This window comes from Pseudorhodoferax sp. Leaf265 (assembly GCF_001422365.1).
GTDB lineage: Bacteria > Pseudomonadota > Gammaproteobacteria > Burkholderiales > Burkholderiaceae_C > Pseudorhodoferax.
On record NZ_LMMT01000036.1, the window covers coordinates 144814 to 168350 of the forward strand.

General features: G+C 69.3%; 23 protein-coding genes. 8 read left to right on the top strand and 15 right to left on the bottom strand.

Annotated elements, in window-relative coordinates:
* Window positions 1–69: 69 nt before the first annotated feature.
* The gene (locus ASF45_RS24250) at window positions 70–2280 is read left to right on the top strand and encodes a TonB-dependent siderophore receptor (protein ID WP_082551248.1); all 2211 of its coding nucleotides are present in this window, start codon (window positions 70–72) and stop codon (window positions 2278–2280) included.
* Window positions 2281–2313: 33 nt separating this feature from the next.
* Here the strand turns inward: ASF45_RS24250 and ASF45_RS24255 are convergent, their stop codons facing one another.
* The 5 genes from ASF45_RS24255 to ASF45_RS24275 form a co-directional block, all read right to left on the bottom strand.
* Window positions 2314–3819, bottom strand: a complete 1506-nt coding sequence (locus tag ASF45_RS24255) for a carotenoid oxygenase family protein (protein ID WP_056669197.1) — start codon at window positions 3817–3819, stop codon at window positions 2314–2316.
* Between the two features lie 10 nt (window positions 3820–3829).
* Window positions 3830–4273, bottom strand: coding sequence for a DUF2141 domain-containing protein (locus ASF45_RS24260; RefSeq protein ID WP_063887775.1), 444 nt, complete (start codon window positions 4271–4273; stop codon window positions 3830–3832).
* 164 nt (window positions 4274–4437) lie between these two features.
* Entirely contained in the window at window positions 4438–4998 is a 561-nt protein-coding gene (locus tag ASF45_RS24265; RefSeq protein ID WP_056669208.1) for a hypothetical protein, read from the bottom strand.
* A gap of 13 nt (window positions 4999–5011) precedes the next feature.
* Entirely contained in the window at window positions 5012–5929 is a 918-nt protein-coding gene (argF, locus tag ASF45_RS24270) for an ornithine carbamoyltransferase (RefSeq protein ID WP_056669217.1), read from the bottom strand.
* The gene (locus ASF45_RS24275) at window positions 5926–7137 is read right to left on the bottom strand and encodes an aspartate aminotransferase family protein (protein WP_056669221.1); all 1212 of its coding nucleotides are present in this window, start codon (window positions 7135–7137) and stop codon (window positions 5926–5928) included. The genes argF and ASF45_RS24275 overlap by 4 nt, the downstream gene beginning before the upstream one ends.
* A gap of 281 nt (window positions 7138–7418) precedes the next feature.
* Between ASF45_RS24275 and ASF45_RS24280 the strand changes: the two genes are divergently transcribed.
* A complete protein-coding gene (locus tag ASF45_RS24280) occupies window positions 7419–7736 on the top strand; it encodes a DUF3579 domain-containing protein (protein WP_056669225.1) in 318 nt (105 codons plus the stop codon).
* 123 nt (window positions 7737–7859) lie between these two features.
* On the opposite strand, the gene rpsT is transcribed toward ASF45_RS24280, so the two are convergent.
* A complete protein-coding gene (rpsT, locus tag ASF45_RS24285) occupies window positions 7860–8165 on the bottom strand; it encodes a 30S ribosomal protein S20 (protein ID WP_056669227.1) in 306 nt (101 codons plus the stop codon).
* A gap of 118 nt (window positions 8166–8283) precedes the next feature.
* Between rpsT and murJ the strand changes: the two genes are divergently transcribed.
* Together murJ and ASF45_RS24295 are read left to right on the top strand one after the other, a co-directional pair.
* Window positions 8284–9852 (top strand): murein biosynthesis integral membrane protein MurJ, encoded by a 1569-nt coding sequence (gene murJ / locus ASF45_RS24290; RefSeq protein WP_056669233.1) that lies wholly within the window; start codon window positions 8284–8286, stop codon window positions 9850–9852.
* Window positions 9853–9904: 52 nt separating this feature from the next.
* Window positions 9905–10762, top strand: coding sequence for a SirB1 family protein (locus ASF45_RS24295; protein ID WP_056669236.1), 858 nt, complete (start codon window positions 9905–9907; stop codon window positions 10760–10762).
* Between the two features lie 6 nt (window positions 10763–10768).
* On the opposite strand, the gene ASF45_RS24300 is transcribed toward ASF45_RS24295, so the two are convergent.
* The 6 genes from ASF45_RS24300 to ASF45_RS24325 are packed head-to-tail and all read right to left on the bottom strand — an operon-like array spanning window position 10769 to window position 16146.
* Window positions 10769–11566, bottom strand: a complete 798-nt coding sequence (locus tag ASF45_RS24300; protein WP_056669246.1) for an SDR family oxidoreductase — start codon at window positions 11564–11566, stop codon at window positions 10769–10771.
* A gap of 26 nt (window positions 11567–11592) precedes the next feature.
* Complete coding sequence (gene hemW / locus ASF45_RS24305) at window positions 11593–12861, bottom strand: radical SAM family heme chaperone HemW (protein WP_056669250.1); 1269 nt, start codon at window positions 12859–12861, stop codon at window positions 11593–11595.
* Window positions 12861–13460 (bottom strand): RdgB/HAM1 family non-canonical purine NTP pyrophosphatase, encoded by a 600-nt coding sequence (gene rdgB / locus ASF45_RS24310; RefSeq protein WP_056669253.1) that lies wholly within the window; start codon window positions 13458–13460, stop codon window positions 12861–12863. The genes hemW and rdgB overlap by 1 nt, the downstream gene beginning before the upstream one ends.
* A gap of 8 nt (window positions 13461–13468) precedes the next feature.
* The gene (gene rph / locus ASF45_RS24315) at window positions 13469–14197 is read right to left on the bottom strand and encodes a ribonuclease PH (RefSeq protein WP_056669255.1); all 729 of its coding nucleotides are present in this window, start codon (window positions 14195–14197) and stop codon (window positions 13469–13471) included.
* A gap of 54 nt (window positions 14198–14251) precedes the next feature.
* Entirely contained in the window at window positions 14252–15139 is an 888-nt protein-coding gene (locus ASF45_RS24320; RefSeq protein WP_056669257.1) for a PP2C family serine/threonine-protein phosphatase, read from the bottom strand.
* Window positions 15136–16146, bottom strand: a complete 1011-nt coding sequence (locus ASF45_RS24325) for a serine/threonine-protein kinase (RefSeq protein WP_056669259.1) — start codon at window positions 16144–16146, stop codon at window positions 15136–15138. Before ASF45_RS24325 ends, ASF45_RS24320 begins: the two co-directional genes overlap by 4 nt.
* A 73-nt stretch (window positions 16147–16219) precedes the next feature.
* On the opposite strand from ASF45_RS24325, the gene ASF45_RS24330 reads away from it, so the two are divergent.
* Window positions 16220–17137 (top strand): YicC/YloC family endoribonuclease, encoded by a 918-nt coding sequence (locus tag ASF45_RS24330; RefSeq protein WP_056669263.1) that lies wholly within the window; start codon window positions 16220–16222, stop codon window positions 17135–17137.
* Window positions 17138–17333: 196 nt separating this feature from the next.
* Window positions 17334–17645 (top strand): DUF4148 domain-containing protein, encoded by a 312-nt coding sequence (locus tag ASF45_RS24335; RefSeq protein ID WP_056669265.1) that lies wholly within the window; start codon window positions 17334–17336, stop codon window positions 17643–17645.
* Window positions 17646–17832: 187 nt separating this feature from the next.
* Here ASF45_RS24335 and ASF45_RS24340 read toward each other — a convergent pair whose 3' ends face one another.
* From ASF45_RS24340 to ASF45_RS24350, 3 genes are all read right to left on the bottom strand, one after another.
* Window positions 17833–18144, bottom strand: coding sequence for an MTH1187 family thiamine-binding protein (locus ASF45_RS24340; protein ID WP_056669270.1), 312 nt, complete (start codon window positions 18142–18144; stop codon window positions 17833–17835).
* Window positions 18145–18480: 336 nt separating this feature from the next.
* Entirely contained in the window at window positions 18481–20127 is a 1647-nt protein-coding gene (locus ASF45_RS24345) for a long-chain-fatty-acid--CoA ligase (RefSeq protein WP_056669273.1), read from the bottom strand.
* A gap of 125 nt (window positions 20128–20252) precedes the next feature.
* Window positions 20253–21473, bottom strand: a complete 1221-nt coding sequence (locus tag ASF45_RS24350; protein ID WP_056669277.1) for an ABC transporter substrate-binding protein — start codon at window positions 21471–21473, stop codon at window positions 20253–20255.
* 201 nt (window positions 21474–21674) lie between these two features.
* On the opposite strand from ASF45_RS24350, the gene ASF45_RS24355 reads away from it, so the two are divergent.
* Both ASF45_RS24355 and ASF45_RS24360 read left to right on the top strand, forming a co-directional pair.
* Complete coding sequence (locus tag ASF45_RS24355; protein WP_056669282.1) at window positions 21675–22862, top strand: CaiB/BaiF CoA-transferase family protein; 1188 nt, start codon at window positions 21675–21677, stop codon at window positions 22860–22862.
* Window positions 22859–23530, top strand: coding sequence for a nitroreductase (locus ASF45_RS24360; RefSeq protein ID WP_056669285.1), 672 nt, complete (start codon window positions 22859–22861; stop codon window positions 23528–23530). The genes ASF45_RS24355 and ASF45_RS24360 overlap by 4 nt, the downstream gene beginning before the upstream one ends.
* Window positions 23531–23537 lie beyond the last annotated feature (7 nt).

Below are 23537 nucleotides of genomic sequence, written 5' to 3' on the forward strand. Positions count from 1 at the left end.
GGCTGTCCTTAAGCTCGGCCAGCCCAGAATCGCCGGCCACAAGAACACACGGACACAGGAAGCCCGCGCATGACGACAAGAAGACTGCCACGCCGGCGTTGCGGCTGGGTCCTTGCGGCGATGCTGTCGGCGCACGCCGCGCCCGCCGCGGCCCAGGGCATTCCCGGTGACAACGACGACACGCCCACGCGCCAGCTCGAAGGCGTGACGGTCAACGCACGGCGCTCGATCGAGCAGCGCTTCTTCGCCACCGGCTCGCTGGTGGTGGTGGACCGCTCCGACATCGCCCAGCTCGGCGCCTTCTCGGTGGCCGACGTGCTGCGCCAGCTGCCCGGCGTGCAGGTCACCCCCAACGCCAGCGGTGGCGTGGAGATCCGCATGCGCGGCATGGAGCGCAGTGCCACGCAGCTGCTGATCGACGGCCAGCGCGCGGGCAGCGGCCGCGCGCAGCTGCCGCTGGACCAGTTGCCGGCCGAGGTGGTCGAGCGCATCGAGGTCGTGCGCGCACCGACGGCCGAGTTCTCGGGCGCCACCGGCGGCACCTTGAACATCGTGTTGCGCCAGGCCAGCGTGCAGCGCGAGACCACCATCCGCCTGACCGACAACCATGTCTGGGGCCGCGACGCCACGCAGCTGTTCTTCTCCAAGTCGGGCCCGCTGCCCGGCACGGGGGCCGCGCCGCCAACCGAGGCAGCAGCCTTGGCCGAACAGCCCTGGTCGTACTTCGTCGCGGTGTCCAGCACCGGCATCCTGCTGGGGTCGGACGTGGAGCGCGAACGCCTGGCCAACGGCGCACGCGCGTTCGCCTCGCAGGCGCAAGGACGCTACCGGCGCACCGACCAGACCCTGCTGCCACGCCTGCAGGGCCGGCTGGGCGCAGCGGACCAGTTGGCGCTGCGCGGCACGCTGAGCCGCGCGCGCTTCGCGGGCCACTACGACACCCAGGGCGATGGCCTGGCCGCGACCGGTCCCTACCAGCTGGACACCACGGAGGCGCACCGCTACAGGCGCCAGTACCTGCAGGGCGCGGCCGACTGGACGCACCGCTTCGAGCGCAGCAAGCTGGAGACCACGCTCTCGCAAAGCCGCGCGGCCGACACCGTGGACCGGGTCGGCAGCGTGTTGCAAGACACTGGCGGCGCGCCCGGCAGCGACGCCTATGCGTTCCACGACGACCGCTCCGACCGCCTGCGCTCGCTGTCGGCCAAGCTCTCCGGCACGGCCGACCCTTTGCTGTGGCAAGTGGGCGCGCTGGTGGACGAGCGGCAGCTGCAGGTGCGCAACCAGAGCCAGGCCGGGGGGGACGCGAACCGGCTGGACCTGGGCGTGGTGGTGCGCCGGCAGGTGCTGTGGGGCCAGAACGAGTGGGAGCTGCCCGCCAACACCACGCTGACTGCAGGCCTGCGGGCCGAATGGCTGTCGATCAGCGGCAGCGACACCGAGCTGCTGGCCCAGCGCCGCACCCAGCTGCTGCAACCCTCGCTGCACCTGCGCACGCCGGTCGACGAACAACTGCAGTGGCGGCTGAACCTCTCGCGCGTGACGCGCAACCCCAACATCTGGGACCTGGTGGACCGTCGCATTCCCAGCCAGGGCAGCAACGGCCTGGACAACCCCGACACGGTGGGCAATCCAGCGCTGCGGCCGGAAGCCGCGTGGACGCTGGACACGGGCCTGGAGCGGCGCCTGGCGCCGCAGGGGCAACTGGGCCTGAACCTGTTCGTGCGCCGCCTGCACGACACCATCGCCACGGTGACCACGCAGCAGGCCGGCCGCTGGACCGAACAGCGCGCCAACGTCGGCGGCGCGGTCGTCTGGGGCCTGGAGGCCGACGCCAAGACCGGCCTCACCGCGCTGGGCCTGGGCGCGGACTGGACGCTGTCGGCCAACGCCAGCCTGCTGCAGTCGCGCATGCTGGACGGTGCGGACGCCGGCAGCCGCATTCCGGGCCAGGCCCGCTACACGGCCAGCGCCACCATCGCCAAGCCGGTGCCGCGCGCGGGCGGCCTGTTCGGTGGCGCCACGCTGACGCTCACCGGTCCGGCGCAGTTGAACAGCGCGCCGGTCAGCGGGCGCAGCGCGGCGCGTGCGTCGCTGGACGTCTACCTGGGCGGCCTGGTGCGCGGTTGGGGCTACTGGCGCGTCGGCGTGTTCAACATCGGCGATGCGCCGTTCGAGCGCACGCGCCGCAGCGTCGACGCCAGCGGCGGCGAGGTGGAGACACGCACGCGCATGCTGCTCACGCCGCGGGTGTACCTGACGGTGGGGACGCAGTTCTGAGGCGGGCGCGCGACCGGCCTTCAGGACCGGTTTCTAGGCCGGGACGAAGATCCCGTGTAAGCCCATCGGCATCACGCGCGGCAGCACGCCCTGCGCGATCGGCCCGTCCGCCAGGTGCTGCGCGTCGAACACCGACAGCAGCATGGCCCGTTGCCGCAGGTCCAGCGCGGTGCCCAGCACCCAGCCGTGCCCCTCGGGCGCGCTTGCGCGCGGCACGAACACATGCTCCTCGACCATCACCTCGGTGCCATAGCGGTAACGGTCCGCGCGCCCCGTCTGCAAGTCCACGCGGGTAACGGCGTCATAGCCCGGCCGCGGGCCGGCGGCCACGCGTTCGGCCACCAGCACCTGGCGCGTGCGCTGGCCGACGAAGCGCGGGTCGATGCGCGGGAACTCGGCCACGTGCAGCAGCAACTCCTGCCGAGCCTGGCCCGACCGCAGGTCCAGCGTGACCAATGCCATCGCCGTGCGGTCCGCATTGCGGTACTCGCCGCGCATCAGGTCCTGCAGGCCCTGGGTGGCCCACCAGGCGTCGGGCGCGCGGATGTAGTCGAGCTGGATCACGCCGCGGCGCAGGTCTTCCCAAGCGTTGCCGATGTGGAAGACGAAGCCGGTCGGCAACTGGAACCAGCGCGGCGCGTCGAGCGCGTCCTTGGCCAACACCAGCACGCGCATGCCCAGCTCGGGCCGCCAGACGTGGCTGGCGAGGAAGGTCTGGCCGCCACGCATGCGCCCCACGTCGAACACCAGCGGCGGCAGCAGGAACACCAGGTGCCGCTCGGTCACCGCGAAGTCGTGGACCATGGCGATGTCGGGCACGGGCAGGCTGGCCGTGCGAACCTCGCGCCCGTCCTTCGACACGTGGTAGATCGACAGCAGGCCGGCGCCGCTGCTGACACCGAAGTTCCACAGGCTGCCATCGCGACCGATGCGTGGGTGTGCCGAGAACGGCATGCCGGTGTACTCGGGCGTCCAGGTCTTCAGGCCACGCGTCTGCAGGGTTTGCGCGTCCACGCGCGTGGCCGAGCCGCCCTCCCACAAGGCCAGCAGTTCGCCACCGTGCGCCACCACGCTGGTGTTGGCGACGTTGATGGCGTCGGCCGAACGGACGGGCTCGGCATGCGGCGGGTTGGTGCCGAACGCGGCGCGCACCGGCCGGCCGGCGGCGCTGTCGGCCAGGAACTTCTCGGTGCGCACGAAGCGGCCCTGGTGCACCACGCCATCCGGTCCCAACCGGTACTGCTGCAGCATGCCGTCGCCATCGAACCAATGGTGGTAGCGCTCGCCACCGAGCGCATGGCGGGCCGCGCCGTTGCGGTAGAACGCGCCGTACAGCGCGGGCGGGATGCGGCCACGCATCTGCAGCGGCATCGCTGCGGCGTCGGCCTGCAAGCCCTCGAAGCCCATCTGCCAGGACTGCTGGTCGCGGCGCGCGGCGAATTCGGCCTGCCAGGTGTCCGGTGCGGTCTGCGCGCGGGCCTGCGCCAGGCCCAGGCCGGCGGCGCCCAGCAGCGCACGGGTGAAGGAGCGGCGATCCATGGCAGCCCCTTCAGCGCAGCTGGATCCGGATGGTGGTGTCGGACTGCAGGTCCAACGCCGCGTCGTCGAAGGCCGGCGGCCCCATGCGCCCCTGTGCGTCGCGGCTGAAGCCGTAGGGTTCGGTCGGCAGCCCGACCACGTTGGCGTCCAGTCTGGCGTTGCCGTTCTCGTCGTGGTAGGTGGAGACGGCGTAGCGGCCGGGGGGCAATCCACGGAACAGCAGGACGACCTTGTCCGACGCCGGCACGAACTGGCCTTGCACGGCCTGGCCCGGCTTGGGCCAGCCCGTGCTGCCGGCGAACAGCGCGCCGGCGACGCTGCCTTGGGCCGAGCGGGCGCCGAGCACTTCGACGGTCAGGTCGGCAGCGCCGGCCATGCCACCGGCCAGCGCCAGCATGGCGGCTACCGTCGTGGCCCGCGCGGTGCGGGGGATGCAGGAAAAGGTTGCGGACATCGTGTGGCTCCGGTCAGTGGGGACACGAAGGCACCAGCGCCTTCGATGTCCTGACTGTAGGAACGGCACGGTCGCACGGCGACCGGTTTGCGACGGAACGCCGCCGCCGCGGTGCGGGCTGCAGGCAGGCGGCGCGACCTGCAGCGCCGGCGGTGCGCCGCGGCTCAGGGCGTGCAGGACAACGCGGCGTCGTGCACGCGCCGCAGCAGGCGCCGGCGGATCAGGCCGCTGGCGGGACGGATCAGCCACCAGTACGCCGTGAAGCGGCGCCGCGCCTCGTCGCCGCCGCACCAGATGCGGGTGCGCGTGGTCAGGCGTGTGCCACCGGCCGCGGGTTCGGCGGTGAAGTGCAGCACCAGCTTGGCCATGCCGGCTGCGTCCACGGCCGCGAAGGCCTCGGCATCCGCGACGGGTTCGAGCCCATAGTCGGCCCGCCAGAAGCGCCCGACCAGGCCGAACGCCAGTTCGCGGTCGCCGTCGCGGCCGAGCGCGGTGAAATCCGCCAGCCCGAAAGGTGGACGGTGCTGCAACGACGACGTGAAGCCGAACCGGCCCGCCAGGCGCCCCGGAAGTTCGCGCAGGGCGATCAGGCCGCGCGCCACCGGGTCGTCCACCACATCGGGCCGGGCAGCCATGTCGAGCACGCACGCCGGTGCCGCGGGCACGTGGCAGCCGTGCTCCTCGGCAAACTGGAAGCGCGGCAGGTAGCGCTCCATGAGTTCCATGGCGCGCGGCGGTTCAGGCGATGCGCCCCAGCAGCAGGTACTCCATCAGCGCCTTCTGCACGTGCATGCGGTTCTCGGCCTCGTCCCAGACCACGGATTGCGGGCCGTCGATGACCTCGGCCTCCACTTCCTCGCCGCGGTGGGCCGGCAGGCAGTGCATGAACAGCGCATCGGGCCTGGCGACCTTCATCATCTCCTCGTCCACGCACCAGTCGGCGAACGCCTCGCGGCGGGCCTCGTTCTCGGCCTCGTAGCCCATGCTGGTCCAGACGTCGGTGGTCACGAGGTCGGCACCGCGGCAGGCGTCCATCGGGTCCTTGAAGACCTGGTAGCTGTCGGCCGAGCGCAGGCCGGCGACAGACTGGTCGATCTCATAACCGCTGGGCGTGCTGACATGGACCTTGAAGTCCAGGATCTCGGCGGCCTGAAGCCAGGTGTTGGCCATGTTGTTGCCGTCGCCGACCCAGGCCACCGTTTTGCCCTTGATCGAACCGCGGTGCTCCAGGAAGGTGAAGATGTCGGCCAGGATCTGGCAGGGGTGGAACTCGTTGGTCAGGCCGTTGATGACGGGCACGCGCGAGTTGGCGGCGAAGGCGACGATCTTGTCCTGCCCGAAGGTGCGGATCATCACCAGATCGACCATGCGGCTGATGACCTTGGCACTGTCTTCGATCGGCTCTGCGCGGCCCAGCTGGCTGTCGCCGGTGGTGAGGTTCACCACCGAGCCGCCCAGCTGGTACATGCCGGCCTCGAAGCTCACGCGCGTGCGCGTGCTGGCCTTCTCGAAGATCATGGCCAGCGTGCGGTCCGCCAGCGGGTGGTGCTTTTCGTAGGCCTTGAACTTGCGCTTGATCAGCGCGGCGCGCTCGAACAGGTAGGCGTACTCGTCGGCCGAGAAGTCGCTGAACTGCAGGTAGTGCTTCAGGCTCATGGCGTTGCCACCGGTTCGGCCAGGAACTCCTTCACCAGCGGCACGAGGATGGCGACGATCTCGTCGGCCTCGGCCTGCGACAGGATCAGCGAGGGCACCATGCGGATCACGGAATCGGCGGTCACGCTGAGCAAGAGGCCGCGCTCGGCTGCGCGGGCCGTCAGCACGCCGCAGGGGCGCGTGAGTTCCACGCCGAGCATGAGGCCCTGGCCGCGGATTTCCTTGAAGCCTTCCAGGCCCTCGAAGGCGTTGAGCAGCGACTGCTTCAGGTGCGCACCGACCTTGGCCGCGTTCTCCAGCAGGCCCTCTTCTTCCATGATGCGGATGGTCTCGATCCCCGCGCGCATGGCCAGCGGGTTGCCGCCGAAGGTGGTGCCATGGTTGCCGGGGCCGAAGATGTGGGCGGCCTTGGGGCCGGCGACGACGGCGCCGATCGGCACGCCCGAGCCCAGGCCCTTGGCCAGCGGCATCACGTCGGGCACGATGCCGGCCCACTGGTGCGCGAACCACTTGCCGGTGCGGCCCATGCCGCACTGCACCTCGTCGATCATGAGCAGCCAGTCGCGCTCGTCGCACAGCTTGCGCACCTGCTGCAGGTATTCGGCGCGCATGGGGTTCACGCCGCCCTCGCCCTGGATGGTCTCGAAGAACACGGCCACCACGTTGGGGTTGCCTTCGGTCTTGGCCTTCAGCGCGGCGATGTCGTTGAGCGGCACGCGGATGAAGCCCTCGACCAGCGGGCCGAAGCCCTGCTGCACCTTGGTGTTGCCGGTGGCGGACAGCGTGGCGATGCTGCGGCCGTGGAAGGCCTTCTCGTAGACGACGATCTCGGGCTTCTCGATGCCCTTGTCGTGGCCGAACTTGCGCGCCAGCTTGATGGCTGCCTCGTTGGCCTCCAGGCCCGTGCAGCAAAAGAAGGCGTTGGTCATGCCGGCCAGTTCGGTCAGCTTGGCCGCCAGCTTCTCCTGACCGGGCACGTGGTAGTAATTGGAGCTGTGGATGATCTTGGTGATCTGGTCCTGCAACGCAGGCACCAGCTTGGGATGGTTGTGGCCCAGCGTGTTGACCGCGATGCCGCCCAGCGCATCGAGGTACTGCTTGCCGTTGGTGTCCCACACGCGCACGCCCTGGCCATGCGACAGCGCGATCGGCACGCGGCCGTAGGTGTTCATGACGTGGGGGGATGTGGGCTCTGCGGCAGCGGTCATGGTGCTGATCTCTCCAGTAAACAACGGCGAAACACGAGGGATTCAGCAAGACCGGCGCCTGCTCGGCATCTCGCCTAGGCCCGCTGAACGGCGATTCTAGGCGCAGCGATTGCTCGCTTTTTTGACAAATCCGCATCACAGCTATGCGCCCGGCGACAGGCCAATGACAGGCGGCTCGGCTAAACTCTGGTGCGCCGCAACATAGAACCGGCACCGTTCTTGCAGCGAATCCTGCACACAATGCAGCGTCCCAGCGCCTCTTTCCCCATCGATCCCACCAGATGACCCCGCCCCCGTCCAAGGAAGTCTTCATCCAGGGCATCACGCGCGACGGCAGGACCTTTCGTCCCAGCGACTGGGCCGAGCGGCTGGCCGGCGTGTTGAGCCAGTTCCGCCCGGGCGGGCCACAGCCAGGCAGCCACCTGGGCTACTCGCCCTGGTGCGTGCCGACCACGGTCAACGGCATCAAGTGCGTGATCGTGCACCGCGACCTGCGCGACTACGACGTGATGGCCTGGGATTTCGCGATGAACTTCGCCAAGGACAACGAACTGCAGGTGGCCGAGGCCTGCCTGGTGCCCGAGCCGCCCCAGCGCTGAACCTCTTTTCCACTTTCACGCGCCCAAGAAAAAACCGCCCGAAGGCGGTTTCTCTTTTTCTTTGCTGGCAGCGCACCCGGTCAAACAGCGGGTTGCACGTGCAACCCGGGCGGGTTGGCTGGTTTAGGCTGCGGCCGGAGCAGTGGCCAGGGCCTTGACCTTGGCGGCCAGGCGGCTCTTGTCGCGCGCGGCCTTGTTCTTGTGGAAGATGCCTTTGTCGGCGACGGTGTCGACCACGGATTGCATCTTGCCGAACAGTTCGGTGGCCTTGTCCTTGTCGCCGGCGGCAACAGCCTTCTCGACGTTCTTGACGAAGGTGCGGTACTTGGAACGCAGCGAGGTGTTCGCGGCGTTGATCTTGACGTCCTGGCGGACGCGCTTGCGGCCCGACGCCAGGCGCGGGTTCTTCTTCTTGGGCTTGGTTGCCATGGTATGTGTTCCTTAAGGGCTTGAGGATGTTGCCAGCAAAGCCCGCGAGTATAACAGTGCCGCCACCATCCGGCAGGCGCGCCCAGGACGCCCCGGGCCGCTGGCTACACTCCCTGCGGTGAGTCTCCTCAAATCCGCCTCAACGGTCTCGCTGCTGACGCTGGCGTCGCGCATCACCGGCCTGGGCCGCGAGCTGCTGATGGCATCGCTGTTCGGCGCCAGCGCCATGACCGATGCCTTCAACGTCGCCTTCCGCATTCCCAATCTGTTCCGGCGCCTGTTCGGCGAGGGCGCCTTCAGCCAGGCCTTCGTGCCCGTGCTGGCGGCCAGCAAAGCGCAGGAGGGCGAAGCCGCCACCAAGCAGCTGATCGACCACGTGGCCAGCGTGCTGACGGCCATCCTCGTGCTGGTGTGCCTGGCCGGCGTGCTGGCCGCGCCGTGGATGGTCTGGGTGCTGGCCGCGGGCCTGCAGCAGGATGCCGCCGGCTTCGACGCGGCCGTGGTCATGACCCGCTGGATGTTCCCCTACATCGGCTGCATGTCGCTGGTGGCGCTGGCCTCGGGCATCCTGAATACCTGGAAACGCTTCGCCGTGCCGGCCGTCACGCCGGTGCTGCTGAACCTGGCCATGATGGGCTCGGCCTGGCTGGGCGCCCCCTGGCTGGCCGCACGCGGCATCGAGCCGATCTACGCCATGGCCGGCGGCGTGATGCTGGGCGGCCTGCTGCAGCTCGGCGTGCAGGTGCCGCCCCTGGCCCGCATGGGCCTGCTGCCGCGCGTGCGCCTGGGCCTCGCGGGCCTGCGCGAAGCCTGGGCCGATCCGGGCACGCGGCGCATCGCCAAGCTGATGGGCCCGGCCCTGCTGGGCGTGGGCGTGGCCCATGTGTCCATCATGATCAACACCCAGATCGCCTCGCACCTGGCGCCGGGCAGCGTGAGCTGGCTGGGCTATGCCGACCGGCTCATGGAGTTCCCGACCGCGCTGCTGGGCGTGGCACTGGGCGTGGTGCTGATGCCGCAGCTGAGCAGCGCGCACGCGGCCGGCGACACGGCGCGCTACTCGGCCATGCTGGACTGGGGCCTGCGCCTGGTGGTGCTGATGGCCGTGCCCAGCGCGGTGGCGCTGCTGACCTTCGCCACCCCGCTGGTCTCCACCATCTACCACCACGGCATGTTCGGCGAGGAAGACGTGCGCCAGACCAGCCTGGCGCTGATGGGCTACGGCGCCGGCCTGTTCGGCCTGGTGGCGATCAAGGTGCTGGCGCCGGGCTTCTACGCGCGCCAGGACGTGCGCACGCCGGTGAAGATCGCGCTCGTGGTGCTGGTCTTCACCCAGCTGCTGAACTTCGGCCTGGTGCCCATGCTGCAGCATGCCGGGCTGGCGCTGTCGGTCGGCCTGGGCGCCACACTCAATGCGGCATTGCTGCTGATCGGCCTGCTGCGCCGCGGCAGCTACCGGCCCTCGCCGGGCTGGGGGCGCTTCCTGTTGCAGGTGGTGGCGGCCAGCGCCGTGCTGGCCATCTTCCTGATCTGGGCCTCGCGCGCCTATCCGTGGACCCAGGTCGGCCATGGCTGGCTGCGCATGGGCGGCATGGCGCTGGCGCTGGCCGCCTCGGCGGTCGTGTACTTCGGCGCGGCCTGGGCCGGCGGCATCCAGCTCAAGCGCATGCTGCGCCACGGCATTTGAGGCCATCCGGCCCTTGCTTGACGCGCCCTGGCCCGTCCATTACAAAGAACCGATGCCGCCCAGCTACACGATCCCGACACCGCTCGAGTACTTCACCGCCCTGGTCCAGAGCGACGAGCAATTCCCTTTGCTCGAGGCCTGCGCCAGCCTGGCCCAGGACGAATACCCCGAGCTCGACGTGCAGCAGGTGCTCGGCGACATGGACCAGCTGCAGGCGCGCCTGCAGCGCCGCCTGGCAGCCGATGCGCCGCCGCTGCACCGGCTGCGCATGCTGAACCAGTTCTTCTACCGCGAGCTGGGGTTCGGCGGCAACGTCAACAACTACTACGACCCCGACAACAGCTACCTCAACGCCGTGCTGCGCACGCGCATGGGCATCCCGATCTCGCTGGCCGTGCTCTGGATGGAGTTGGCCCAGGGCCTGCATTTGCAGGTGCGCGGCATCAACTTCCCGGGGCACTTCCTGGTCAAGGTCAACCTGCCGAAGGGGCAGGTGGTGATCGACCCCTTCGCCGGCCAGTCGCTGAGCCGCGAGGAACTGGTCGAGCGCCTGGCGCCCTACAAGCAGCAGCAACAGGCCGAGCACGGCGAGGACTTCGAGGTGCCGCTGGGCCTGTACCTGCAGTCGGCCAAGCCGCGCGACATCCTGGCCCGCATGCTGCGCAACCTCAAGGAAATCCACCGCAGCCAGTCGGATGCGCAACGCCTGCTGGCGGTGCAGAACCGGCTCGTGGTGCTGCTGCCCGAGGCCTGGTCCGAGTACCGCGACCGCGGCCTGACGCACGCCGACCTGGGCAACACCGACGAGGCCGTGCTCGACCTGGAGAAGTACCTGGTCTTTGCCGACGAGCCGCAGGACACGGCTGTCATTGCGGACCGGGTCTCTGCGCTGCGGCGCGCGCAGCACTAGCCTGCGTCAGATCATCGGCGTCACGGCGCCGTCCATGGCCAGGATCGCGCCCGTGATGTAGCTGGCCCGTGCCGAAGCCAGGAACAGCACGGCATCGGCGATCTCTGCCGGCTCGGCGATGCGACCCAGCGGCAGCCGGGCGGTGGCGCGGCGCAAGGCCTCCTCGGCATCGATGCCCTGCAGGCGCGCGTCGGCCGCCAGGCCCTCCTTGAGCCGCTCGGTCAGCGTGAGCCCGGGATTCACCGCGTTCACGCGCACGCCCTTGGCCGCGTAGGCGGCGGCCATGCCGGCCGAAGCCAGCATCAGCGCCGCGTTGGCCGCGCCGCCCGGCATGTGGATGGGGCTGGCCACCTTGCCGCCCGCGCCGATGACGTTGACGATGGCGCCGCCGCCGCGCGCGGCCATGCGCTTGACCAGCGGGTCCAGCACATGGATGTAGCTGAAGTACTTGGCGTCCATGGCCTCGTGCCAGGCCAGCGGCGTGAGCTCGTCCGGGGGCGTGCGCTTGGCGGCACCCGCGGAGTTCACGAGCACCTGCACCGCGCCGGCCTGCTGCTCGAGGGCATCGACCGCGGCCAGCGCCGCGGCTGCGTCGCGCAGGTCGGCCGCATGGGTCTGCACCCTTGTGCCGGCGTCGGCGAAGTCGGCGCGCAAGGCCATCGCCGCGCGCTCCAGGTTGCCCCCATCGCGCGAGACCAGGCTCACGCGCGCGCCCTCGCGCAGAAAGGCCTGGGCGCAGGCCAGGCCGATGCCCTTGCTACCGCCCGTGATCAAGACATGCTGGCCCGTCAACTGCAAATCCATGGTGTGCTCCGTTGAAGTGGAAGGCGCTACGCGCCGGACAGAAAGATCTCCTGCAGGTCGCTCAGGAAGTCGAAGCCCTTCTCGCTCGGCCGTACGCGCGCCGCGTCGCGCACGAGCAGGCCGCGCCGCTCGCCCTCGGCCAGGCCGGCCGCGATGGCCGAAAGCGGCAGGCCTGTGCGCTCGGTGAAGTCCTGCAGGGCGAAGCCCTCGCGCAGGCGCAGCGCATTGAGCATGAACTCGAACGGCAGGTCGGCGCGGCGCACGTCCTCGTCCTGCGCCAGCGCGGCGCCAGCCAGGGCCTGCTCCATGTACAGGCCGGGCTCACGCAACCGCACCTGGCGCACCACGCGGTGCGCGAAACTGAGCTTGCTGTGCGCGCCCGCGCCGATGCCCAGGTAGTCGCCGAACTGCCAGTAGTTGAGGTTGTGCACGCAGCGGTGGCCGGCGCGCGCATAGGCCGAGACCTCGTAACGCTCCAGGCCCGCGCGGCCGGTGGCCTCGGTGATCTGGTCCAGCATGCCGTAGGCGACGTCGTCCTCGGGCAGCACCGGCGGGTGCTTGGCGAAGAAGGTGTTGGGCTCGATGGTCAGGTGGTAGACCGACAGGTGCGGCGGCGCCAGCGCCAGCGCGGTGCCCAGGTCCTGCGCCAGCATGGCGGGCGTCTGGCCGGGCAGCGCATACATGAGGTCCAGGTTGAAGGTGTCGAAGGCCTGGGCCGCCTCCTCGAGCGCGGCGACGGCCTGGCGGCGGTCGTGCACGCGACCCACGGCCTGCAGCAGGCCATCGTCGAAGCTCTGCACGCCCACCGACAGGCGCGTGACACCGGCCGCGCGGTAGGCGCGGAAGCGGTCCTTCTCGAAGGTGCCGGGGTTGGCCTCCAGCGTGATCTCGCAATCGGCCTCCAGCCGCAGCCGCGCGCGCACGTCGCCCAGCAGCCGGTCGATGGCCTGCGGCGAGAACAGGCTGGGCGTGCCGCCGCCGATGAAGATGCTGTGGACGGTGCGGCCCCAGACCAGCGGCAGCGCAGCCTCCAGGTCGGCGACCAGCGCATCGATGTAGCGCTGCTCAGGCAGCTCGGCTGGCGCGGCCACCTGGGTGACGGCTGGCGCATCGGCACCGGCCCAGCGCACCACCGCCTCGTCCCCTCGCACGGCGTGCGAGTTGAAATCGCAATAGGGGCACTTGCGGATGCACCAGGGCAGGTGCAGGTACAGCGCGAGCGGCGGCTGGGCCTGCAGCTGCAGCAGGCCGGGCCGCACGTAGGCGGTGAGTTCGCGCGGGCGCAGGCCGGACATCAGAACCAGCGCTCGCGCATCAGGCGCAGCATCTCGCGCGCGGCCTGGCCGCGGTGGCTGTTGGCGTTCTTGACCTCGGCCGGCAGTTCGGCAAAGGTCTTGCCGAAGGCCTCGATCCACATGACGGGGTCGAAGCCGAAACCGCCCGCACCCACCGGCGCCTCGGTGATGCGGCCCACCGCGCGACCGACCGCGATCAGCGGCTCCGGGTCTTCGGGGCTGCGCACGGCCACCAGCGTGCTGACCAGCGCGGCGCGCCGGTTGGCGATGCCGCGCATCTGCTCGAGCAGCGCGCGCACGTTGTTGTCGTCGCCTTTGGCATAGCCAAACTGCGTGGCGTAGTAGGCCGTGTCCACGCCGGGCAGGCCGCCGAAGGCGTCCACGCACAGGCCGGCGTCGTCGGCCACCGCGGCCAGGCCCGTGTGGCGCGCGGCGTTGCGGGCCTTGGTCAGCGCGTTCTCGACGAAGGTGCGGTAGGGCTCCTCGGCCTCGGGCACGCCCAGTTCGCCCTGGGCCACGAGGCGCACGTCCAGCGGCGCGAACAAGGCCTGCAGCTCGGCCAGCTTGCCCTTGTTGTTGGAAGCCAGGACCAGGTCCATGCCCGACCTCAGCCTGCCAGCGCCTGCAGCTGCAGCGCGATGAGTTCCTGGATGCCCTTGTCGGCCAACTGCAACAGCTGGTCCATCTCGGCACGCGTGAAGGCCGCGCCCTCGGCCGTGCCCTGCACTTCGACGAAGTGGCCGGCGCCGGTCATGACCACGTTCATGTCGGTGTCGCAGGCCGAGTCTTCCACGTACTCGAGGTCGAGCAGCGGCGTGCCTTCGACGATGCCGACCGAGATCGCCGCCACCGGCTGCACGATGGGCGATGCGGCGAGCTTGCCCTGGGCCAGCAGCTTGTTCACCGCGTCCTGCGCGGCCACGAAGGCGCCCGTGATGGCGGCGGTGCGCGTGCCGCCGTCGGCCTGCAGCACGTCGCAATCGAGGTGGATGGTGCGCTCGCCCAGGCGCTTCAGGTCGAACACGGCGCGCATGGAGCGGCCGATCAGGCGCTGGATCTCCTGCGTGCGGCCGGTCTGCTTGCCTTTGGCGGCTTCGCGGCTGCTGCGCGTGTGGGTGGCGCGCGGCAGCATGCCGTATTCGGCCGTGACCCAGCCCTCGCCGCTGCCCTTCTGGTGCGGCGGCACCTTCTCCTCGATAGAGGCGGTGCACAGCACGCGCGTCTGGCCGAACTCGATCAGCACCGAGCCCTCGGCGTGGATGGTGAAGCCTCGGGTGATGCGCACGGGGCGCAACTGGTCGGCGGAGCGTCCGCCGGTTCTCGCAAATTCAGTCATGGGGCCGATTGTCGCCAAGCCCGCAGCCCACGCCTTGTCCGTGCCCGGCGCGGGTCAAATCCGGCGGGCAGCCGTGCGGCGGATGGCTTCGTTGATCTCGGCGATGGAGCGGTCGATGGCGGCCTCGTCCAGATCGGGCGCGGCGGCCTTCGGGTCCGTGCCCTGCACGGTGGCAGCGAATGCATCTGGCGCCTGGCCGCGCGTGGAGGCGAAGGCATCCGCCGAGCGCCACTCCAGCGCCAGGGCGGTCACGTTGTCGCTGCTGTCACCCGCTGCGCGCAACGCCTGCTCCACGAGCTCCGGCACGGCCTGCGCCACGGGCATGGCACTCAGTTGCTCGACGATGCGCTCGTCGCTCAGGCTGGCCCACAGGCCATCGGAGCACAGCAGGATCTTGTCGCCGCGCTGCAGCGCCACCGGGCCGGTCAGCTGGTACTCGGGCGCGACCGGCGAGCCCAGGCAGGTGTACAGCACATTGCGGCTGACCCGGCCGGCGCGCGCCATGTCCGCGGGCATCTGCTCAAGGTAGGAATGGTCGCGCGTGCGCGCCAGCAGCGCACCGCCGCGCACCAGGTACAGCCGTGAATCGCCGCAATGCGCCCAGGTCACGCTATCGCCCTGCACCACAGCCGCCACCAGCGTGGTGCGCGGCTTGTCGGCCAGGCCACGCTCCTCCCCGTAGCGCAGGATGCGCCGGTGCGAGGCCAGCAGCGCATGCACGAGGAAATCGCCGGCCTGCGGCAGCTGCGGCGTGGCCTGCTGCTGGTGCAGCGACGACACCGTCTGCACCGCCAGCTGGGCCGCGGCCTCGCCCTCGGGGTGGCCGCCCATGCCGTCGGCCAACACGAACAGGCCCGATTCCCGCGTGTAGCAGTAGCCCATGCGGTCCTCGTTCTTGGCCCGGCCACCGCGCCGGCTGACCTGGAAGACCGAGAACCTCATCGCGAGGTCTTGTCGGCCGACCCAGCGGGCGCGGGCCCGCTCTTCTTGCCGTCCGACACCAGCGTGTCGAACTGCATGCGGATCTTCTCGCCCATGGACAGTTTGGTGTAGCGGCGCTCGCCCTCGCGGCTGAGTTCCTTCTGCAAGGCGAACACCGACTGCGGCCGCGACAGCGGATCCAGCGCCATGCACCATTCGACCACCTCGATCAGGTTGTCGGAGTACACGCCGCGCAGGCGCGCGAGCGAGGCGGTGATGCGGTCCTTCTCGAGCCGCTGCGGCGCCTCGGCCGGCGGAAAGCCCAGCATGCAGGCGTAGATGCAGGCGCCGATGGCGTAGATGTCGGTCCACGGTCCCATGGTGGCATCGCGCCGGTACATCTCGGGCGCGGCGAAGCCGGGCGTGTACATCGGCCGGATGAAGTTGCCTTCCTTGTTCAGCACCTCGCGCGCGGCGCCGAAGTCGATCAGCACGGCCTTGTCGTCGTCGGTGATGAAGATGTTGGCCGGCTTGATGTCCAGGTGCAGCATCTTGTGCTGGTGCACGATGCGCAGCCCGCGCAGCACCTCGTCGAACAGCGAGCGGATGGTCGACTCGCGGAACACCTTGGGCCGCTTGAGTTCGCGCGAGGTAATGATGAAGTCCTGCAGGGTCGCGCCCTCCAGGTAGTTCATGACCATGTAGACGGTCTCGTTCTCGCGGAAGAAATTCAGCACGCTGACCACCGAGGGGTGGGCGATCTGCGCGAGCGAGCGGCCTTCTTCGAAGAAGCTTTTCAGCCCCAGGCGGTACAGCGAGAGCTTCTCGGCCGATACCACGGGCAGCGTCTGGCCCGGTTCCCGAGAAGCCAGCGAGGACGGCAGGTACTCCTTGACCGCAACGTGGTTGCCTTCGCCATCGACGGCGAGGTAGACCATGCCGAAGCCACCGGAAGAGAGCCTGCGCACGACGCGGTAGCCACCGATGACGGTCTCGGGCCGCAACGGCGCCGGCTTGCTCTTGGTCATGGAAAGGGCTGCAATCGTCGCGGATGGTGGAAGCCGTTATTCTCTGGCCTTTGCAACGACCAGAAACGTTCTCATGCCAGTCTACAGCATGACCGGTTACGCAAGCGCCCAGCAAAGTGGCGCCAGTGACCCCGCGGAAACCGACGCCAGGAGTCAGCCGTCGCGCCGCCTGGGCATCGAGATCCGCGCCGTCAACAGCCGCTTCCTCGACCTCGCCTTCCGCCTGCCCGACGAGCTGCGCCAGCAGGAGCCCGCGCTGCGCGAGCTGCTGACGGCCAAGCTCAAGCGCGGCAAGGTCGAATTGCGCGCGTCCATCGACAGCATCGACACCGGCAGCGTGCCCGAACCCACGCCGCGCCTGCTGCAGCGCTTGAACGGCGTGCAGGACCAGGTGCGCTCCTGGCTGCCGAACGCCACGCCGCTGTCCGTGGCCGAGGTGATCCGGCTGTCGTCGACCGAGCAGCATGGCGCGGGCGAACTCGACGAGCAGCTGCTGCCGCTGGCCGAGAAGGTCGTCAAGGAATTGCTGGCCGCACGCCAGCGCGAAGGCGCCCGCCTCGCGCTGATGCTCAACGAGCGGCTGGGCCAGTTGCGGGCTTTGGCTGCACAGGCCCTGCCCCTCGTGCCGCAACTCGTGGAGCAGCAGCGCCAGCGCTTCCTGGACCGCTGGAAGGAGGCCATGGCCCTGGCCGACGGCGCCACCCTGCCCGAGGCCGCGCAGGACCGCGCGCTGAGCGAAGCGACGGCCTTCGCGATCCGCATCGACGTGGCCGAGGAGATCACGCGGCTGGATTCGCACCTGGACGAGATCGAGCGCCTGCTCAAGAAGGGCGGCGAACTCGGCAAGCGGCTCGACTTCCTGATCCAGGAACTGCACCGCGAGGCCAACACGCTGGGCTCCAAGTCCGCCGCCTTGGAACTCACGCGCATCTCGGTGGACATGAAGGTGCTGATCGAGCAGATGCGCGAGCAGGTGCAGAACATCGAGTAGCCCGCCGAGAGCGCACGATTGTTCTGCCCGTGGAAACCATGCATTGCCCGCGGACCCGTTTTTCTTTCGAGACGCGAATCCGACAATTCAACCCATCGATGAGACGCATGCAAGACGACTCATCGAGACGCGGCAGACATGGGGTCTGGCCACGCCGAATGGGAAGTTGCATCCGCCATCTCCAAAGGAATCCACCATGAACAAGTTCATCGCATCCGCCCTCGTCGCCGCAGCCGCTTTTGCCGCCGCCCCCAGCTTTGCCGGCGACAACATCAGCGGTGAAGTCGGCTACGTGCCGCAGGTGAGTAGCGCCAAGAGCAGCCTGACCCGCGAAGCCGTGCGTGCCGAGTATCTGCAGGCCGAGCGCAACGGCACGCTGCCCGAGCTGGGCGAAGGCGCCGACACCGGTGCCGTGGCCACCGCCAAGAGCAGCCTGGGCCGCGACGCCGTGCGCGCCGAAGCCGTGTACGCCGTGCGCCATGGCCAGCAAGTGGGCGGCGAAGTCTGACCCCACCGGCACGCGCCTCCGGACAAACCGCCTTCGGGCGGTTTTTGCTTTTCCGGGCGGCCGACTTGTCCCTGGACGCCGTGGGCAAGGTTGTGGACAAGCGCCGCGGAATCTCCCGAAACCCATGCCCGGCGCGGGCTGCGACGCGATGCCCGGAAAACAGGCAGTCGCGGCCGAGGCGGGCGACTCAGGTGTGCAGCTTGCGGCCCAGCAGCTGTTCCACCTTGGCCGTCTTGGCCTGCAGCCGGCCGGCCGGACCCTCGCGCCAGTCCACCTTGAGGTGCAGGCCGATGCGCGTGCAGCCGACGGCGCGCAGGTGGTCGAAACACGCCTTCACGACAGCGAAGGTCTCGTCCCACTCGCCTTCGAGGATGGTGCCCATGGGCGTGAGCTGGTAGGGCACGCCGCTCCTGTCGATGAGGTCGATGATCTGGGCCACGTAGGCGCTCACGCTGTCGCCCTCGGCGCGGGGGGACATCTGGAATTCGAGCAGGACCATGCTTGTTCCTTGAAGTTGTTCAGGGGAGGCCCACGCCGTGCGCAGCAAGGTCGTAGCGCCCACCGCAGAAGGAGCCGTCCACGGGCTGCGCCGATGCCGCCACGCCAAGCCCGGCCAGTGCACAGGCCCGCTCCTGGCCGTGCGCCACAGCAGGATCTGGTTCCACAGGCCGGGGTCTTGCGAGGGGCACCAGGCCGCCGCCGGATGCGCGCACCTGCGCAGGCGTGCCGGCCTGCCATGCCGTCCGCGGAGCGGATCGGCGTGGTGGTGGAGTGCGGCGAACTCCGGCAAAGGCATGCCGCGATGCTAACCAGTGCGCCGCGTGCCTGCCGGCCGTCAGCCCGGCAGCTGGTAGTCCTTGAACTGCTGGCGCAGCTGCGTCTTGAGCAGCTTGCCCGTCGCCGTGTGCGGCAGGCTGTCGACGAAGACCACGTCGTCCGGCATCCACCACTTGACGATGCGCTGGCCCAGGTGGTCGAGCACGCTCTGCTTGTCGACCTCAGCGCCGGGACGCTTGACCACCACCAACAGCGGCCGCTCCTGCCACTTGGGGTGCGGCAGGCCGATCACGGCGGCCTCGGCCACGCCCGGGTGGCTCATGCAGGCGTTCTCCACGTCGATCGACGAAATCCACTCGCCGCCCGACTTGATCACGTCCTTGGCGCGGTCCACCAACTGCAGGAAGCCATCCGGGTCGATGGTGGCCACGTCGCCGGTGCTGAAGTAGCCCTCCTCGTCGATCGGCGAGCCGCCCTCGCCCTTGAAGTAGCCGCTCGCGATCCAGGGGCCGCGCACGCGCAGGTGGCCGAAGGCCTCGCCGTCCCAGGGCTGGACCTGGCCAGCGTCATCGACGATCTTGAGGTCCACGCCCCAGACGCCGCGGCCCTGCTTGAGCTTGACCTTGACCAGTTCCTCCGGGTCCATGCCGTCGTGCTTGGGCAGCAGCTTGCTGATCACGCCGATGGGGCTGGTCTCGGTCATGCCCCAGCCCTGCACCACCTCGGCGCCGAACTGGTTCTCGAAGCGCTCCAGCATGGCCCGCGGCACGGCCGCGCCGCCGATGCCCACACGCGTGATGCCCAGCTTCTTCGGGTCGATGTCGGGATTCGCGTCCAGGTACTGGAACAGCATGAGCCAGACCGTGGGAACGCCCTGCGAGAAGGTCACCTTCTCGTCGCGCATGAGCGTGTAGACGCTCTGCCCGTCCAGGTGCGGGCCGGGCAGCACGAGCCGGCAGCCGACCATCGCAGCGGCGTACGGCGTGCCCCAGGCGTTGGCGTGGAACATCGGCACGATCAGCATCACGGTCTCGCGCGAACTCACGCCGAAGGTGTCGGGCGCCAGCTCCATCAGCGTGTGCAGCATGGTCGAGCGGTGCGAGTACAGCACGCCCTTGGGGTTGCCCGTGGTGCCCGAGGTGTAGCACAGCGAGGAGGCCGTGCGCTCGTCGAACTCGGGCCAAGTGAAGGCATCGCTCTGGCCGCCGATCAGGTCGTCCCAGCAGTGCAGGTTGGGCACGTCGATCTTGGGCATGGCCTCGCGTGTGCACATGCAGACGAAGGCCTTGACCGTCTTGAACTTCGGCGCGAGCTTCTCGACCAGCGGCGCGAAGCTGGTGTCGAAGAACATCACCTGGTCTTCGGCATGGTTCACGATGTATTCGATCTGCTCGGGGAACAGCCGCGGATTGACCGTGTGCAGCACCGCGCCCGAGCCCGACACGCCGAAGTACAGCGCCAGGTGGCGGTAGCTGTTCCAGGCCAGCGTGCCGACGCGGTCGCCCGTGCCGATGCCCAGCGTCTTCAAGGCATTGGCCACCTTGCAGGCCTCGCTGCGGATGCCGGCCCAGTCGGTGCGGTGCATGCCGCCCTCGGGCAGGCGCGAGACGATCTCGGCCTTGGGGTGGAAGCGTGCCGCATGCTCGATCAGCGACGAGATCAGCAACGGGCGGTCCTGCATGAGGCCGAACAAGGGGGATGCCATGGCGTGTGTGTCCTCTTTCATCTCGAATGCCGTGCCGGCCGGCGGGCCTGGCGGTGCGCCGGCATGCTAGGCGGCGGCGCCACTGGCGGCGTCGTCGGAACGGACGATTGCGCCGCCGTGCTGCCTCAACGCCCCAGCACCGGACCCATGGGCACGTACTTGGTGCCGTCGAACTGCTGCGGCTGCATGCGCTCGATCGGGTAGAAGTCGTCCTGCGCGGTCTTCAGGTCGATGCCCGGATACAGCATGGGCAAATTCAGCTGCAGGTTGGCCGCGATCTTCATGATGTTCTCGCGCGTGAGGTTGTCGCCGGCCTTGCGCAGCACCGCCTCCAGCGTCTGGGCCGAGGAATAGCCCAGCACGTTGAGCGAGTCGTTCGGGTCGCCGCCCGGGTAGTACTTGGCCATCACGGCCAGGTAGTCCTGCACTTCCTTGGTGTCCTTGTAGTCCGTGGGGTCGCGCAGGTAGGCGGCCGAGATCACGCCCTTGGCGTTCTCGAAACCGGCCGGCTTGAACACCGAGGTCACCGACTGCGAGACGCTGGCCAGGTAGTGCGTGGGCTTCCAGCCGATCTCGGCCACCTTGCGGATGGCCTGGGCCGCGAACTTGGGCGTGGTGATCGAGAAGAACACGTCGGCGCCCGAGCCCTTGAGCGCCACGAGCTGGCTGTCCACGGTCGGATCGGTCACCTCGTAGGTCTGCTGGGAGACGACCATCGTCTTGGCCTTGTCGCCCAGGCCGTCGAGGAAGCCCTTCAGGTAGTCCTTCCCGAAGTCGTCGTTCTGCATCAGGATGCCGATCTTGGCGTCGGGCTTGTTCTTCAAAATGTGCTGGGCGTAGATCTGGCCCTCAGCCTGGTAGGTCGGCTGCCAGCCCATGGTCCAGGGGAAGGCCTTGGGATCGCCGAAGCGCGTGGCGCCCGTGGCCACGAACAACTGCGGCACCTTCTTGGCGTTCATGTAGCGCTGGATCGCCATGTTGTGGGCCGTGCCCAGGGTGCCGAACAACAGCAGCACCTCGTCCTGCTCGACCAGCTTGCGCGCCTGCTCCACGGTGCGCGAAGGCGTGTAGGCGTCGTCCAGCGACAGGAAGTTGATCTTGCGCCCGTTGATGCCCCCCTCGGCGTTGAGCTTGGAGAAGTAGGCGTTGACGGCCTTGCCGATGGTGCCGTAGGCCGAGACCGGGCCGCTGTAGGGAACCAGGTGGCCGATCTTGATCTCGGTGTCGGTGGCGCCCGTGTCGTACTTCTTCTGTGCCTGGGCCGTGCCGGCCAATGCCACGCCCATCGCCAAGGCCACGCCGGCTTTGAGGAAACGGCGCAGCGGCCGCGAAACACCATGGTTCATCTTCGAAATCTCCCGCTGTTCTGAGGGTGTTCCGGGCGGGCTGCCCAGGGAATCGGCCGCATCGTAGGCAGGCCCCTCAGGGGGGCACATCGTCGGAACGGACGATTGAATGCACCAGCGGGTTGTCCCTAGGATGCACCCGCGACAGGGACTCTTCAGCGCTGCGGCGATGATCCCCGCAACACTGTTTCGAGGAGACCCATGTCCGCTTCCCCCCGCATGCTCGAAGGTTTGCGCGTCGTCGACCTGACGACCGTGATCTTCGGCCCCTACTGCACCCAGATCCTGGCCGACCTGGGCGCCGAAGTGATCAAGGTCGAGCCTGCCGACGGCGACCACACCCGCATCATCGGCACGCCGGCGAAGACGCCCGGCATGAGCCCGGTGCACCTGCGCCTGAACCGCGGCAAGCGCTCGGTCGACTGGAACCTGAAGAGCGAGGACGGCCGCGCCGCCATGCGCGCGCTGCTGAAGACGGCCGACATCTTCGTGCACAACGTGCGCAGCGAGGCGATCGCGCGGGCCGGCCTGTCCTACGAGGAGGTCAAGGCCATCAAGCCCGACATCCTGTACGTGCACTGCACCGGCTTCGACCAGCGCGGCCCCTACGCGGGCCTGCAGGCCTACGACGACATCATCCAGGCCGCCGCCGGGGTGGCCTCGCTGCCGCCCAAGGTCGATGGCAACCCGGCGCCGCGCTTCGTGCCGATGACCATGGCCGACAAGGTCTCGGGCCTGCACGCGGCCTACGCCGTGATGGCCGGCGTCATCCACCGCCTGCGCACCGGCGAGGGCCAGCGCATCGAGGTGCCGATGTTCGAATCCATCGCCAGCTTCAACCTGCTGGAGCACCTGTGCGACGCCACTTTCGTGCCGCCCACGGGGCCCGCGCTGTACCCGCGCCAGATCGACCCGAGCCGCCAGCCCATGGCGACCCGGGACGGCTGGATCGCGATTGCGCCCTACCTGGACGAGCGCTGGCTGCGCTTCTTCGCCGCGGCCGGCCATCCCGAAGCGCTGGACCGGCCCGAACTGGCCGACAAGGAACTGCGGCGAAAGAACATGCACCTGATGTACCAGGCCGCCGCCCGCATCCTGCCCGAGCGCAGCACCGCCGAATGGCTGGAGATCCTGCGCGACGCCAATGTGCCCGCCATGCGCGTGAACGAGGTGCAGGACCTGCCGAACGATCCGCAGCTCATCGCCAGCGGCCTGTTCAGGACGCGCACCCATCCGACCGAGGGCGACTACCTGGAGGTGGGCCCGCCGGTCCGCTTCTCTGCCTACGACTGCGCCCCGCGCGCCCATGCGCCGCATGCCGGCGAACACAGCGCCGAACTGGCGCGCGAACTGGGTGTGGCCCTGCCCGCCCGTGGAGAAAAGAAATGAATGTGTCCGGAGCCATTGCCAGCCGCCGTTCGGTGCGCGCCTTCCAGCCCACGCCGGTGCCCGGCGAGGTGATCCGCCGTGTGCTGGAACGCGCCTTGCGCGCACCATCGGGCGGCAACCTGCAGCCCTGGCACCTGCACGCCGTGGGCGGCGACCGCCTCGACGCGCTCAAGGCCACGATGCGCGAGCGCGTGCTGCAGGCGCCCGGCGGCGAGGCCAAGGAATACAACGTCTACCCCGAGAACCTGCCCTCGCCGTACCGCGACCGCCGTTTCGCGGTGGGCGAGGCCATGTACGCCAGCCTGGGCATCCCGCGCGACGACAAGCCCGCACGGCTGCGCTGGTTCGCGCGCAACTTCCAGTTCTTCGACGCACCGCTGGCGCTGTTCTGCACGGTCGACCGGTTGATGGGCCCGCCGCAGTGGTCCGACCTGGGCATGCTGCTGCAAAGCGTGATGCTGCTGCTGCGCGAGGAAGGCCTGGACAGCTGCGCCCAGGAATGCTGGGCGCTGTACCCCCAGACCATCGGCGACTTCCTGGATCTGCCCGAGGGCCGCATGCTGTTCTGCGGCATGGCCATCGGCTACGCGGACCGCAGCCATGCGGTGGATGCGCTGGTGACCGCGCGCGCGCCGCTGGCGGAGCTGGCGAGCTTCCACGGCATCTGAGTGCGCC